The organism is Mycobacterium innocens (assembly GCF_900566055.1).
Lineage (GTDB): Bacteria > Actinomycetota > Actinomycetes > Mycobacteriales > Mycobacteriaceae > Mycobacterium > Mycobacterium innocens.
Genome location: NZ_UPHQ01000211.1, coordinates 13,565 through 27,404, shown reverse-complemented (window position 1 = coordinate 27,404; position 13,840 = coordinate 13,565). Strand labels below are relative to the sequence as shown.

The following is a 13,840-nucleotide window of genomic DNA, read 5'->3' as shown; positions in this document are numbered from 1 at the left end:
AATTCACGATCATGGGCGGCGGTGGGGCGGAGGTGGTGGCTGCGGCGACGTGGAAGCCGGTCGGCGGACGCGGGACGGCGATGACCGTCGGTCCGGACAGGTCGACGAGGGGGGACGGGGCGACCGCGGCCACCGGCGTGATGGCAGTGCGCGCCGACGGCGTCCGTCCGTGGGATGCAGGTGCCGCGCCGCTGACCGCCCCGGCGAACACCAGCGGGGTGATCATGGCTATGCCGAATACCGGTGACTTCGTGACGCGCAGTGCCCGCTGGCGCACCGAATCCCACAACCGGGTTGCGCCTTCAGTAACGGCCGGGTGAGCGCCCCAGCGGCCCCTTATGCGCACCTCGACCGTCCTCAATTATGCGAGCCGTCGAATAACTATGCTTCTTAGCCTCGTGAACTAGATCACCATACATAACTCTTGTGACGGGAGTGGCGCAATGGGGGAGTTGGTTCTCACAGCGTTTTCCTCGCTCTACGTTCCGTCCCGTCAGTCGCCCGCGCCGGGTCGGCGTCCGGATGGGCAGACTGCAAATCGGCCATCAGAGTACGCAGGCTCTCCAGTTCGTGCCGCAGGTAGTCCCGCGTCGGGACCTCGCCGATGGCCAACCGCAGGGCAGCCAGCTCGCGGGCCAGGTATTCGGTGTCGGCCTTGGTCTGTGCGGCGCGTCGTCGGTCCTCTTCCAGGGCGACGCGGTCGCGGTTTTCCTGGCGGTTCTGGGCCAGCAGGATCAGCGGCGCCGCGTAGGCGGCCTGGGTGGAAAAGGCCAGATTGAGCAGGATGAAGGGGTAGGGATCCCAGCGCCAGTGGGCTGCGAACAGGTTCACCGCGATCCAGGTAAGCACCATCAGCGTTTGCAGCAGCAGGTAGCGGCCGGTGCCGAAGAACCTCGTGATGCGTTCGGTGGTCTGCCCGACGGTCTCGGGGTCCAGCCGCGGCGTGAACCTGCGCGAGGTCCGCGGAGTGTACAGCCGCCGCGGCGCTGGGGGCTTGCTCACAGGGTTCCTCCGGGTTTGGCGGGTCGGCCGGCGGGGTCGAGCTGCTGCACGTCCACGCGCCAGTCATGCGGCAGCAGATGATCGAGCAGGTCGTCGACCGTCACCGCGCCCAACAGATGGCTCTGATCGTCGACCACCGGCCCGCACACCAGGTTGTAGGCGGCGAAATAGCGCGTCACCGCGGCCAGCGGGGTGTCCGGCGTCAGGGTCAGCAGGTCGGTGTCGACGATCCCGCCCACCAGCTCGGCCGGCGGTTCGCGAAGCAGTCGCTGCAGTTGCACGCACCCCAGGTAGTGGCCGGTCGGGGTGGCCGTCGGTGGACGTGCCACAAAGACCATGGACGACAGCGCGGGAGTCAGGTCGGGATCGCGGACCCGGGCCAGCGCTTCGGCAACCGACGTGTCCGGGGTGAGGACCACCGGATTCGAGGTCATCAACCCGCCCGCGGTGTCGGGTGAGTGCTTCAGCAGCCGTCGCACCGAATTGGAATCGTCGGGATCCATTCGGGTCAGCAGCGTCTCGGCATCGTTCGGATTCAGCACCCCGAGCAGGTCGGCGGCGTCGTCGGGATCCATCTCCTCGAGCACATCGGCAGCGCGATCGGTGCCCAGTTGGGACAAAACGTCGGCCTGATCCGATTCGGGAAGCTCCTGCAGGATGTCGGCCAGCCGTTCGTTGTCCAGCGCCTGAAACACCTCGTAGCGGCGTTTGGACGGGAGGCCGCGGATAGCGTCGGCGACGTCGACCGGGCGCCGCCCTTCGAACTGGTCCAGCAGTTGTGCCACGGCCTGACCGGGCATGGCCAGGGCAGACGGCGTCAATCCGCGTACGTATTGCCAGTCCACGATATGTACCGGTCCGCGCCGCCCCAGCCGTCGGTGGGTGCGGACGGCGACCCTGGTCACCAGCCAGTCGCGGGTTCGGGTTTGTTCGATGCCCAGGTCGGTCACCGCCAGGTCGGCGCTGGCCAGCTCCGGCAGGGCCGGGTCGTTGACCTTGACGGGCGTGTCGAGTACCTGGCCGATGGCCAGGACCTCGCCCGGCCGTTGTTCGAAGTGGCGTAACGACACGTTGCCGGTGGTCAGCGTCACCGCGTCCGGCTCGATCGCGGCGACTCGCAGGATCGGTATGAAGATGCTGCGGCGGGTCGCCAGATCGACCACCAATCCCAGCACACGCGGTTGCTGGCGGACAATGCTGATGCTGATCACGACATCGCGAACCCGGCCGAAGGATTCGCCGAGCGGACCCAGCACCATCATCCGCGACAGCCGCGCCACATACACCCTGTTGACCGAGCCCATGATTGAGAGCGTAGGCAGCCCGATGGCAGATGCTAACGGGTGCTAACGGGTTCTACCGGGTTCTAATGGGACGGAATGCTGAACATCGCCACGATCAGCCAGACCAGCAGCGTCGCGACGCCGATAACGATGCCGGCCACCGCCAGGCCATAGCCGTCTTCTCGGGTTTGCTTGATCTGGTTGAGCGCGATCGTGCCCATCACGATGGACACGATCGAGCCGATGCAGCAGAACACGCCCACGAACGACGACACCAGCGAGACGATCGCCATGGTGTTGGTGCCCGGCATCGCCGGGCCCGGCGGGGAGTAATAGCCGCCCATATAGTCCGGCGGCGGGTACGACGACGGGAAATTGCCGCCCGGGTAGGAGGGCGGCGGGTATGCGGATCCGCCGTACGGCGATGCCATGGGTGCGGGATACGGGCCCGGGTAGTCTGCCGGCGGCGCGCCGTACGGCGAATATCCCGGCGGCGCATAGGCGGGCGGCGAAATCGGCGGCGGATACCCGGGCGCGTAGTCAGAGGGATACCCCGCCGGGCCAAGCGGGCCGGGCGGACACCCGGGCGGCGGATACGCGGGCGGGTAGCCGGCGGCTGGCGACGATGTTTCCGGGGCCGCCCACGGCGCGCCGGACATGGGGGAACCGGGCTGCTCAGGGCTCTGCTCACCGGCCGCGGGAGGTGAGGTCGTGCCGTCGTGGGCACCTTCGTCGGGGGAGCCGCCGGAAGCTGTCATGGTGATCAACCTAGCCGACGGGACCGGGCCGTCGCCCGGTGTGCGGGCGGCGCCGGGCGCCCCATGAAATGATGGCAAACTTCTTCGTCGGGCAAGGCCCTCGTCAGGCGAAATATGGGTAATACCCGGTGCGAGCGGACCGGTTCGCGATCGTCCTGATAATGCGCGGACGTCCCGAAGATGAAACGATGGCCAGGGCATAGCAGGGCAGAGGAGAATGAAGACCGATGACTAGCCCATTCCAGCCGGGACAGGTTCCCGGTGCAACACCGCCCACCGGGCATGCTGGTCGACGGGTTGTGCCCGGATTGCCCACCCCGCCCAAAGGCTGGCCGGTCGGGTCCTATCCCACCTACGCCGAGGCGCAGCGCGCTGTCGACTACCTGTCGGAGCATGAATTCCCGGTTCAGCAGGTGACCATCGTCGGCGTCGACCTGATGCAGGTGGAACGAGTGACGGGCCGGCTGACCTGGCCGAAGGTGCTCGGCGGCGGTGTGCTCAGCGGCGCTTGGCTCGGTCTGTTCATCGGACTGGTGCTCGGCTTCTTCAGCCCCAACCCGTGGGCCGCGCTGGTCACCGGTTTGGTGGCCGGGGTTTTCTTCGGGCTGATCACCTCCGCGGTTCCGTATGCGATGGCGCGCGGCACCAGGGATTTCAGCTCCACCATGCAGTTGGTGGCCGGCCGCTACGACGTACTCTGCGATCCGCAAAACGCGGAGAAGGCACGCGATCTGCTGGCGCGCTTGGCGATCTGACGCCGGTGCCGGTGGCAAAGGTGAGACGGCGGCTGGGCGCGGCCGTGCTGGCGGCGCTGACGGTCGCGTTCGCGGTCTCGGCCTGCGGGTCGCGCAGCCACGGACTGGTGCTCAGCTTCTACAGCCCGGCCACCGACGGGGCGACGTTCACCGCTATTGCGCAGCGCTGCACCGAGCAGGCCGGCGGCCGGTACGTCATCGAGCACGTGAGCCTGCCCCGATCACCCGACCAGCAGCGGCTACAACTGGCCCGGCGGCTGACCGGAAATGACCACACCCTGGACGTGATGGCGATGGACGTCGTCTGGACCGCCGAGTTCGCCGAAGCCGGATGGGCGCTGCCGCTGTCGGAGGATCCGGCCGGGCTGACCGAGCCCGACGCTACCTCCGACACGCTGCCGGGCCCGATCAGGACCGCCACCTGGAAGCACCGGCTGTACGCCGCACCCGTCACGACCAATACCCAAGTGCTTTGGTACCGGCGGGATTTGGTGCCTCAACCGCCGGGAGATTGGAATGGCATGCTGGCCGAGGCGGCCCGATTGCGCGCCGCCGGCCAGCCGAGTTGGATCGCGGCGCAGGCCAACCAGGGCGAGGGTCTGGTGGTGTGGTTCAACACCGTGCTGACCAGCGTCGGCGGTCAGGTGCTCGCCGAGGACGGCAAACGGGTCACCCTGACCGACACCTCCGCTCATCGGGGCGCCACCGTCGCCGCACTGCGGGTCCTGAAATCGGTGGCCACCGCACCCGGAGCCGACCCGTCGATCAGCCGCGCGGAGGAAGGCACCGCCCGGCTGGCGTTCGAACAGGGAAAGGCGGCCCTGGAGGTCAACTGGCCGTACGTGTTCGCCTCCATGCTGGAGAACGCGGTCAAGGGTGGGGTGCCGTTTCTGCCGCTCAACCGCCTTCCCGAGTTGGCCGGCAGCGTCAACAGCATCGGCACCTTCGTGCCCAGCGACGAACAGTTCCGCATCGCCTACCAAGCCAGCCAGAAGGTGCTCGGCTTCGCGCCCTATCCCGGAGTGTTGCCGGGCCAGCCGGCCAAGGTGACGATCGGCGGGCTGAACCTGGCCGTGGCCAGTACGACCCGCCATAAAGCCGAGGCGTTCGAAGCGGTCCGATGCCTGCGTAACCTGCAGAACCAGAAGTACGTCTCGATCCAGGGCGGTCTTCCCGCGGTACGGGCCTCGCTGTACTCCGACCCGCAGTTTCAGGCGAAGTATCCGATGTACGAGATCATCCGCCAGCAGCTCACCGACGCCGCCGTGCGGCCGGCGACGCCGGCCTACCAAGCAGTGTCGCTGCGGCTGGCGGCGGCGCTGAGTCCGGTCACCAAGATCGACCCGGAACGCACCGCCGACGACATCACCGCGCAGGTGCAAAAGGCCGTCGACGGCAAGGGCTTGCTGCCGTGACGCACGCTTTCGTGCGCTCCGGGAACCGCCGGGCCGAACAGCGGCTGGCGTTCATCCTGGTGGCACCGGCGGCGCTGTTGATGCTGGCGGTGACGGCCTATCCGATCGGTTACGCGGTGTGGCTCAGCCTTCAGCGCAACAACCTGGCTACCCCCGACGAGACGGCGTTCATCGGATTGGAGAATTACCGAACCATTCTGACCGACCGGTATTGGTGGACGGCGCTGACGGTGACGCTGGCAATCACGGTGGTGTCGGTGACGCTCGAGTTCGTGCTGGGCCTGGCGCTGGCGCTGGTGATGCACCGCACGCTCATCGGCAAGGGGCTGGTGCGCACCGCGGTGCTGATCCCGTACGGGATCGTCACGGTGGTCGCGTCGTACAGCTGGTACTACGCCTGGACCCCGGGCACCGGATACCTGGCCAATCTGCTGCCGCACGGTAGTGCGCCACTGACCCAACAGGTCCCGTCACTGGGCGTCGTGGTGATTGCCGAGGTGTGGAAGACGACGCCGTTCATGTCGCTGCTGCTGCTCGCCGGGCTGGCGCTGGTGCCCGAGGATCTGTTGAAGGCCGCACAAGTCGACGGGGCCGGCGCTTGGCGACGGTTGAGCAAGGTCATGATGCCGATCATCAAGCCGGCGGTGGTGGTGGCACTGTTGTTTCGGACTCTCGATGCCTTCCGCATTTTCGACAACATCTATGTGCTGACCGCCGGCGAGAATAACACCGAGTCGGTGTCAATCCTGGGCTACGACAACCTCTTCAAAGGTTTCAACGTCGGTCTCGGCTCGGCGATCAGCGTGCTGATCTTCGGCTGCGTGGGCATCATCGCGCTGATGTTCATCAAGTTGTTCGGCGCATCCGCACCTGGAAGTGACGTGGATGGCCGCTGAGCCGTTGGGAGCCCGTCGCGCCACGTTTTGGGCAGTCGTTGACACAGTGGTCGTGGTGTACGCGTTGCTTCCGGTGCTGTGGATTTTCAGCTTGTCGCTCAAGCCGACGTCAACGGTCAAGGACGGCAAGCTGATTCCGTCGTCGGTGACCCTGGACAACTACCGTGGCGTCTTCCGGGGCGAATTCTTCAGCTCGGCGCTGATCAACTCCATCGGAGTCGGGTTGATCACCACGGTGATAGCGGTGCTGCTCGGTGCGATGGCCGCCTATGCTGTGGCCCGGTTGGAGTTTCCGGGCAAGCGGGCGCTGATCGGGGCCACCCTGCTGATCACCATGTTCCCGGCAATCTCGTTGGTGACACCGTTGTTCAACATCGAGCGCGCTGTCGGCCTGTTCGACACCTGGCCGGGCTTGATCCTGCCGTACATCACTTTCGCTCTGCCGCTTGCCATTTACACGCTGTCGGCATTCTTCCGGGAGGTCCCCTGGGATCTGGAGAAAGCGGCCAAGATGGACGGCGCGACACCGGGGCAGGCCTTCCGTAAAGTGATTGCGCCGCTGGCGGCTCCGGGGCTGGTGACCGCCGCGATTCTGGTGTTCATCTTCGCCTGGAACGACCTGCTGCTCGCGCTGTCGCTGACCGCGACCAAGGCGGCGATCACCGCGCCGGTGGCGATCGCCAACTTCACTGGTAGTTCGCAGTTCGAGGAGCCGACGGGATCCATTGCGGCCGGAGCTATCGTGATCACGGTTCCGATCATCGTCTTCGTTCTCGTCTTCCAACGACGGATTGTCACCGGCTTGACGTCCGGGGCCGTGAAGGGATAGTGCAATGGCCGAAATCGTGCTCGAGCACGTCAGTAAGAGTTACCCCAACGGCGCGATGGCGGTGGACGACCTCAGTCTCGCCATCGCCGACGGCGAATTCCTGATTCTGGTCGGGCCATCCGGCTGCGGCAAGACCACCACCCTGAATATGATTGCCGGACTTGAGGATATCTCGTCGGGAGAACTGCGCATCGATGGTCGGCGGGTCAACGAGAAGGCGCCCAAAGACCGCGACATCGCCATGGTGTTCCAGTCGTATGCGCTCTACCCGCATATGACCGTGCGGCAGAATATCGCGTTTCCGTTGACCCTGGCCAAGATGAAGAAGGCCGACATCGCGCAGAAGGTCTCCGAGACGGCCAAAATCCTTGACCTGACGGACCTTCTGGATCGCAAGCCCTCGCAGTTGTCGGGTGGGCAGCGCCAGCGGGTCGCGATGGGCAGGGCGATCGTGCGCCATCCCAAGGCCTTCCTGATGGACGAGCCGCTGTCGAACCTGGACGCCAAGCTGCGGGTGCAGATGCGCGGCGAGATCGCGCGGCTGCAGAAGAGGCTGGGCACCACCACCGTCTACGTCACCCACGACCAGACCGAAGCCATGACGCTGGGGGATCGGGTGGTGGTGATGCACGGCGGCATTGCGCAGCAGATCGGCACTCCCACAGAGCTTTACGAGCATCCGGCCAACGTATTCGTGGCCGGCTTCATCGGCTCACCGACGATGAATTTCTTCCCCGCGACGTTGACGTCGATCGGGCTGACCCTGCCCTTCGGTGAGGTGACACTGGCACCGGACGCGCAACAGCTGATCGCCGCCCGCGCGAAAACCCAGAACGTCATCGTCGGCGTGCGGCCCGAGCATATTCACGACGCCGCGCTGATCGATGCCTACCAACGCATCAAAGCGCTGACCTTCCAGGTCAGCGTCGACTTGGTCGAATCGTTGGGGGCGGACAAATACGTCTACTTCACCACCTCGGCTCCGGCCGTGCACTCGGCTCAGCTGGATGAGCTGGAGGCGCAGGGGGAGATGCGCGAAAACCAGTTTGCGGCAAGGGTTTCCGGGGAATCGAAGGCGGTGATCGGACAGCCGCTCGAGTTGGCTTTCGACACCACCAAACTGGCCGTTTTCGACGCCGACTCCGGTGTCAACCTGACGGTCCCCGCGTCCTGACGGCGGGTCGAGTGTGTGTCCCGGGCGTCCAACGTGCACCCCGACCAGCAGAATCGCGGGGCAGGCGCCGTCGCGCGCGCACTCGATGCCGTCAGCGCACACTCGATCGCGTCAGGGCACACTCGACGCCGTCAGAGCCAGTTCCGGTTGCGGAAACTGAAGTAAAGGACCAGGCAGACGACGACCATGCTGCTGATCACCGCCGGGTAACCCCACCTCGAGCCCAATTCGGGCATGAAGTGGAAGTTCATACCGTAGATGCCGGCGATCATGGTCGGCACCGCGATGATGCCGGCCCAAGCCGAGATCTTGCGCATGTCGGAGTTCTGTTGCATACCGACACGGGCCAGCGCTGCCTGCACCAGCGAGTTGAGCATGTCGTCATAGCTGGCAATCTGTTCGGCGGCCTCGGTCTGGTGGTCGGCGACGTCGCGCAGGTAACGCCGGACTTCCTTGGAGATCAGGTCCTTGTTCTCGGTCTGCATTCGCTGAAACGCCGTCGACAGCGGGTTGACGCAGCGGCGCAGTTCGAGTATCTCCCGCTTGAGCAGGTAAATCGGCTCGACGTCGAGCTTGCTGCCGGGCGCGAAGGCCACTTCCTCGATGCTGTCGATGTCGGTTTCGATCAGGGACGTGACTGCCAGGTAATGGTCGACGACATAGTCGGAGATAGCGTGCATCACCGCGTACGGTCCCAGCCGCAGATGTCCGGGATCGGCGTCCATCCGCTTGCGCACCTCCGACAGTCCGCCGTGTTCCCCATGCCGGACCGTGATCACGAAGTCGGTGCCGACGAAGATCATGATCTCGCCGGTTTCGACGATCTCGCGGGCGAGCACCACCGAGTCATGCGGCACGTAGTTGACGGTCTTCAGCACGAGAAACAGGGTCTCGTCGTAACGCTCCAGCTTGGGCCGTTGGTGGGCGTGCACGGCGTCCTCAACCGCCAGCGGATGCAGCCCGAAAACGTCTGCCACGTCTTGCATCTGGTGATGGTCGGGCTCGTGGAGCCCGATCCACACGAAGGCCTGCTCGCCGCCCGGTTCCCGTTCCCGCAGCTCCCGCAAGGCATCGTTGTAGGCGGATTTTCCGGGCATCCGCCGGCCGTCGACGTAGACACCGCAATCGACCAACGCCTGCGCTGTGGGACTAGGTGTGGGATGGACGTGCTGCGGCCGCGATCGCGCGACCGTCCTCAGCGATTCGGGCAGCGCGTCAAATCCTTGAAACATCCTCAGTCTCCGATCGCAGCGCAGGTCTGACCGGGCGGTGGTCCATGCTACGCCGTTTTGCCACGTCAACACGGCAGAAGCGGTGTCGGCGCGGGTCCGGAGATTTCCGCTGGGGCCGGTGCGCTAGTTTCGACCCGACACATCACCACTGTGAAACCCTGTTACGCAGATTTCTCCACAAGGAGCGAACCGACGTGAGCGCAAGTCCCCTCAAGGTCGCCGTCACCGGTGCTGCCGGCCAGATCGGTTACAGCCTGTTGTTCCGCCTGGCCAGCGGCTCGCTGCTGGGTCCCGACCGCCCGATTGAGCTACGGCTGCTCGAGATCGAGCCGGCACTCAAGGCGCTCGAGGGTGTGGTGATGGAACTCGACGACTGTGCGTTCCCGCTGCTGGCCGGCGTCGAAATCGGCGCGGACGCCAACAAGGTCTTCGACGGCGTACACCTGGCCCTGCTCGTCGGCGCCCGCCCGCGCACCAAGGGCATGGAGCGCGGCGACCTGCTCGAGGCCAACGGCGCCATCTTCACCGCGCAAGGCAAGGCTCTCAACGAGGTCGCCGCCGCCGACGTCCGGATCGGTGTGACCGGCAACCCGGCCAACACCAACGCGCTGATCGCGATGAGCAATGCCCCCGACATTCCGCGCGAGCGCTTCACCGCACTGACCCGTCTCGACCACAACCGGGCTATCTCGCAGCTCGCGAAGAAGACCGGAGTGAAAGTCACCGACGTCAAGAAGATGACGATCTGGGGCAACCACTCGGCCACCCAATACCCCGACGTGTTCCATGCCGAGATCGGCGGCAAGAACGCGGCCGAAGTGGTGGGCGACCAGGCCTGGATCGAAAACGACTTCATTCCGACCGTCGCCAAGCGCGGCGCGGCTGTCATCGAAGCGCGCGGGGCGTCCTCGGCCGCCTCGGCCGCCTCGGCCACCATCGACGCCGCCCGGGACTGGCTGCTGGGCAGCCCCGCGGACGACTGGGTGTCGATGGCGGTCTTCTCCGACGGTTCCTACGGCGTGCCGGAGGGCCTGGTCTCGTCTTTCCCGGTGACCACCAAGGACGGCGACTGGACGATCGTCCAAGGGCTGGAGATCGACGACTTCTCCCGCGTCAAGATCGACGCGTCCACCGCCGAGCTGGCCGACGAACGCAGCGCGGTCACCGGACTCGGTCTGATCTAGTCGGTTTTTCCGCTAGGCGTCCATCACCCGTTGCGGCCGGCGGTGCCGGGCGTTCCCGGTCCGTCCGTTCCGTCGGCCGCACCGTTGGGACCGTGTAAGGACCCCGTTCCATGCGGGCCGCCGGGGCCACCGGCACCGCGCGTTCCGCGCCGAAAATCGGCTCGGTGCGAGTGGTTCTCAATGGCCGCCGAACCGCCCGGCCCAGGAGTGGATGCCGGAACGGGCACAGTACCCTGATGCGGTGCCAAGAATCGTGCCGCCGCAGATCGCCATCGGAAACGACGAGATCTTCGAGGCCCACGTAGCGGGAAAGCTTTCCGTAGCGCTGAAGGCGCCGCTGGACACCCGGCGGGCTCTGTCGATCGCCTACACCCCGGGCGTGGCGCAGGTCAGCCGCGCGATCGCCGCCGACCAGACGCTGGCCGCGCGCTACACCTGGGCGAACCGGTTGGTGGCCGTCGTCAGCGACGGCAGCGCGGTACTCGGCCTCGGCGACATCGGACCCGAGGCCTCGCTGCCGGTGATGGAGGGCAAGTGCGCCCTGTTCCAGGCGTATGGCGGCCTGAACGCGATCCCGATCGTGCTGGACACCAAGGATCCCGACGAGATCGTCGAAACCCTGGTGCGGTTGCGGCCAACATTTGGCGCCGTGAACCTGGAGGACATCTCCGCGCCCCGCTGCTTCGAGATCGAGCGACGGCTCATCGAGGCGCTGGACTGCCCGGTGATGCACGACGACCAGCACGGCACGGCGATCGTTGTGCTGGCCGCGCTGATGGGCGCCACCAAGTTGCTCGGCCGCGACATGTCCTCGCTGCGGGTGGTGGTATCAGGTGCCGGGGCCGCGGGTGTCGCGTGCACGAATCTCCTTCTGGCCATGGGTGTTTCGGACATCACGGTGCTCGACTCGCGCGGCATCCTGCACGCCGGGCGCGATGACATGAATAGCGTCAAGGTCGATCTGGCGCAACGCACCAATCCCGACGGTCTCACCGGCGGCCTGGTCGAGGCGCTCGAGGGCGCCGACGTATTCCTCGGGGTGTCGGCGGGCGTGGTCCCCGAGGAGTTGATCGCCACCATGGCGCCGGGCGGGATCGTCTTCGCGCTGTCCAACCCGGACCCGGAAATACACCCACAGGTCGCGGCCAAATACGCGGCGGTGGTGGCCACCGGCCGCAGCGACTTCTGCAACCAGATCAACAATGTGCTGGCCTTCCCCGGCGTATTCCGCGGCGCGCTGGACGCCGGGGCACGCCAGATCACCGAAAAGATGATGGTGGCCGCGGCCGAGGCGATCTACTCCGTCGTCAGCGACGATCTTGCCGTCGACCGGATCGTTCCCAGCCCGCTGGACCTGCGCGTCGGGGATGCGGTGGCCAAGGCGGTGGCTCTGGCGGTGGAGCCCGCAGACACCGCGGGGTGAGGATCGGCAGGCTGGCCACGCTGCTACTGGCGGCCGTGTTCGCGGTGGCCGGCTGCGTGGGCAACACCGGCGAAAGCCACCCCGAGTTGGTGGTCGGAGCCAGGCCCGGCTCCGAATCGGTGCTGTTGGCCGACATCTACGTGGCCGCGTTGCGGTCGTACGGTTTTGCCGCGCGGGGCGAAACGGCCGGCGACCCGATGGCGAAACTGGACTCCGGGGCGTTCGCCATCGTGCCGGCGTTCACCGGCCAGATGTTGCGGACCCTGCAACCCGACGCCTCGTCGCTATCCGACAAGGCCGTGTACCAGTCGATGGTCGCCGCGCTACCTGAGGGCGTCGCCGCCGGCGACTACACCACCGCGGCCGAGGACAAACCCGCAGTCATGGTGACGCCGGCGACCTCGACGGCCTGGGGCGGCAGCGAGCTGGACCTGTTGCCGCGCCACTGTGACGGGCTGGTCGTCGGGATGGTCACCGGAGTCGACGCGCCTTCCCAGGTGGGGTCCTGCCGGCTGCCCGCGCCGCGTGAATTCCCGGATGACGCAACGATGTTGGCGGCGCTGCGGGCAGGGCAGCTGACCGCGGCCTGGACCACCACCGCCAACCCCGCCAATCCCGCCGATCTGGTGGTGCTGACTGACGCAAAAGACGCGCTGATCCGGGCCGAGAACGTGGTGCCCCTGTATCGCCGCAACGTGCTGACTGACCGGCAACGGCTGGCTATCAACGAGGTGGCCGGTGTGCTGGACACCGCCGCCCTGACCGACATGCGCCGCCAGGTGGCCGGCGGCGCCGATCCGCAGGCGGTGGCCGGTGCGTGGTTGGCCGAGCACCCGCTGGGCCGTTGAACATCGTGTTTACGGCATCGAGCCTGCGCTCACAGCATCGAGCCTGCGGCCAGAGACGCCATGAGCGACCACGAGGCGCGCTGAGCGCAGGCTCGATGTCAACTCGGCAGGGTCAGCGATGCGGCGCCGGGATCAACGTGCCGAATAGCGGCATGAACAGCCGCTGATACCCCGAGCCGGTCACCCGCACCACCAGGTCCAAAACCTTGGCGTCCGCGCCGACGAGCACGCGCGCCCTGTTCTTGCGCACCGCTTCGAGGATGATCTTGGCGGCCCGCTCCGGGCTGGTGCGTGCCGCCCGCTTGTCGAACAGCTTGGCCAATTCGGCGGCATCCAGCCCCTCGGCAGCGGTGGCGTTACGGGCGATCGCGGTCTTGATGCCGCCCGGGTGCACGGTGGTCACCCCGACCGGATGGCCGGCCAGGATCATCTCCTGGCGCAGCGCCTCGGTGAAGCCGCGGACGGCGAACTTCGCCGCGTTGTAGGTCGCCTGCCCGGCGCACGCGAACAACCCGAACACGCTGGAGATGTTGATGACGTGGCCGTCGCCGGAGGCGATCAGGTATGGCAGGAAAGCCTTGGTGCCGTTCAGGACGCCGCCGAAATCGACATCCATCACCCGGTCGATGTCCTTGAATTCGCAGACCTCGATGTCGCCGGTGTGGCCGATACCGGCGTTGTTGTAGACCTGGTTCACCTTGCCGAAATGCTCGTTGACCGCGTCGGCATAGGCCAGAACGGCCTCGCGTTCGGTCACGTCGAGCCGATCGGCCTTGACCGGAGCGCCGATCGCCTTGAGCATTTCCTCGGTCTCCGCCAGTCCCTCGATATTGACATCGCTGATCGCCAGGCTGGCGCCGGAGCGACCCAGTTCGAGGGCCAGCGCCCGCCCGATGCCCGATCCCGCGCCGGTCACCACGGCGACTTTTCCGGCGAACCCCTGCATTGAGCACCCTCCCTCTGTCGGCTTTCGTCGAGGTTAACCGGTACCGCAGGTCCCCCGTTAGCGGCGGGTGGTTTAGCCGGACAGGCCGGGGAGGC

At 66.5% G+C, this 13,840-nt stretch carries 13 protein-coding genes and 1 pseudogene; 8 read left to right on the top strand and 6 right to left on the bottom strand.

The annotated features are described in order from the left end of the window. The 4 genes and pseudogenes from EET03_RS20015 to EET03_RS20000 form a co-directional block, all read right to left on the bottom strand. Positions 1 to 346: pseudogene (locus tag EET03_RS20015) on the bottom strand (lytic transglycosylase domain-containing protein); the annotation flags it as partial. A 113-nt stretch (positions 347 to 459) separates the two neighbouring features. Then, positions 460 to 1,002 (bottom strand): DUF1003 domain-containing protein, encoded by a 543-nt coding sequence (locus EET03_RS20010; RefSeq protein ID WP_075544321.1) that lies wholly within the window; start codon positions 1,000 to 1,002, stop codon positions 460 to 462. Next, on the bottom strand, positions 999 to 2,306 hold the full coding sequence (locus EET03_RS20005) for a magnesium transporter MgtE N-terminal domain-containing protein (RefSeq protein ID WP_075544320.1): 1,308 nt from the start codon (positions 2,304 to 2,306) through the stop codon (positions 999 to 1,001). Before EET03_RS20005 ends, EET03_RS20010 begins: the two co-directional genes overlap by 4 nt. A 62-nt stretch (positions 2,307 to 2,368) precedes the next feature. After that, positions 2,369 to 3,043, bottom strand: coding sequence for a DUF4190 domain-containing protein (locus tag EET03_RS20000; RefSeq protein ID WP_075544319.1), 675 nt, complete (start codon positions 3,041 to 3,043; stop codon positions 2,369 to 2,371). A gap of 227 nt (positions 3,044 to 3,270) precedes the next feature. On the opposite strand from EET03_RS20000, the gene EET03_RS19995 reads away from it, so the two are divergent. From EET03_RS19995 to EET03_RS19975, 5 genes are read left to right on the top strand one after another with little or no spacing between them, the layout of a single operon-like run. Beyond that, positions 3,271 to 3,798, top strand: coding sequence for a general stress protein (locus EET03_RS19995; RefSeq protein ID WP_075544318.1), 528 nt, complete (start codon positions 3,271 to 3,273; stop codon positions 3,796 to 3,798). Positions 3,799 to 3,818: 20 nt separating this feature from the next. Next, on the top strand, positions 3,819 to 5,213 hold the full coding sequence (locus EET03_RS19990) for an extracellular solute-binding protein (RefSeq protein ID WP_425271541.1): 1,395 nt from the start codon (positions 3,819 to 3,821) through the stop codon (positions 5,211 to 5,213). Further along, positions 5,210 to 6,109: a carbohydrate ABC transporter permease gene (locus EET03_RS19985; RefSeq protein ID WP_208649100.1), complete on the top strand. Its 900-nt coding sequence runs from the start codon at positions 5,210 to 5,212 to the stop codon at positions 6,107 to 6,109. Before EET03_RS19990 ends, EET03_RS19985 begins: the two co-directional genes overlap by 4 nt. Before the next feature lie 4 nt (positions 6,110 to 6,113). Continuing rightward, positions 6,114 to 6,938 carry a carbohydrate ABC transporter permease gene (locus EET03_RS19980; RefSeq protein WP_099194236.1) on the top strand — a complete coding sequence of 275 codons (825 nt, stop codon included), beginning with the start codon at positions 6,114 to 6,116 and terminating at the stop codon, positions 6,936 to 6,938. 4 nt (positions 6,939 to 6,942) lie between these two features. Then, positions 6,943 to 8,112 (top strand): ABC transporter ATP-binding protein, encoded by a 1,170-nt coding sequence (locus tag EET03_RS19975; RefSeq protein ID WP_075544315.1) that lies wholly within the window; start codon positions 6,943 to 6,945, stop codon positions 8,110 to 8,112. 131 nt (positions 8,113 to 8,243) lie between these two features. On the opposite strand, the gene corA is transcribed toward EET03_RS19975, so the two are convergent. After that, complete coding sequence (gene corA, locus EET03_RS19970) at positions 8,244 to 9,344, bottom strand: magnesium/cobalt transporter CorA (RefSeq protein WP_075544314.1); 1,101 nt, start codon at positions 9,342 to 9,344, stop codon at positions 8,244 to 8,246. A gap of 194 nt (positions 9,345 to 9,538) precedes the next feature. On the opposite strand from corA, the gene EET03_RS19965 reads away from it, so the two are divergent. From EET03_RS19965 to EET03_RS19955, 3 genes are all read left to right on the top strand, one after another. After that, entirely contained in the window at positions 9,539 to 10,528 is a 990-nt protein-coding gene (locus EET03_RS19965; protein ID WP_075544313.1) for a malate dehydrogenase, read from the top strand. A gap of 241 nt (positions 10,529 to 10,769) precedes the next feature. Then, positions 10,770 to 11,951, top strand: coding sequence for an NAD(P)-dependent malic enzyme (locus EET03_RS19960; RefSeq protein WP_425271540.1), 1,182 nt, complete (start codon positions 10,770 to 10,772; stop codon positions 11,949 to 11,951). After that, the gene (locus EET03_RS19955; protein WP_075544311.1) at positions 11,948 to 12,799 is read left to right on the top strand and encodes a glycine betaine ABC transporter substrate-binding protein; all 852 of its coding nucleotides are present in this window, start codon (positions 11,948 to 11,950) and stop codon (positions 12,797 to 12,799) included. The genes EET03_RS19960 and EET03_RS19955 overlap by 4 nt, the downstream gene beginning before the upstream one ends. A 112-nt stretch (positions 12,800 to 12,911) precedes the next feature. Here EET03_RS19955 and EET03_RS19950 read toward each other — a convergent pair whose 3' ends face one another. Beyond that, a complete protein-coding gene (locus EET03_RS19950) occupies positions 12,912 to 13,745 on the bottom strand; it encodes an SDR family NAD(P)-dependent oxidoreductase (protein ID WP_075544310.1) in 834 nt (277 codons plus the stop codon). Positions 13,746 to 13,840: the final 95 nt, after the last annotated feature.

Bases quoted from the DNA above. Each gene is read 5' to 3' on its own strand.
- EET03_RS20000 (WP_075544319.1), bottom strand. From the start codon at position 3,043: ATGACAGCTTCCGGCGGCTCCCCCGACGAAGGTGCCCACGACGGCACG.
- EET03_RS20005 (WP_075544320.1), bottom strand. From the start codon at position 2,306: ATGGGCTCGGTCAACAGGGTGTATGTGGCGCGGCTGTCGCGGATGATG.
- EET03_RS19995 (WP_075544318.1), top strand. From the start codon at position 3,271: ATGACTAGCCCATTCCAGCCGGGACAGGTTCCCGGTGCAACACCGCCC.
- corA (WP_075544314.1), bottom strand. From the start codon at position 9,344: ATGTTTCAAGGATTTGACGCGCTGCCCGAATCGCTGAGGACGGTCGCG.
- EET03_RS19950 (WP_075544310.1), bottom strand. From the start codon at position 13,745: ATGCAGGGGTTCGCCGGAAAAGTCGCCGTGGTGACCGGCGCGGGATCG.
- EET03_RS19975 (WP_075544315.1), top strand. From the start codon at position 6,943: ATGGCCGAAATCGTGCTCGAGCACGTCAGTAAGAGTTACCCCAACGGC.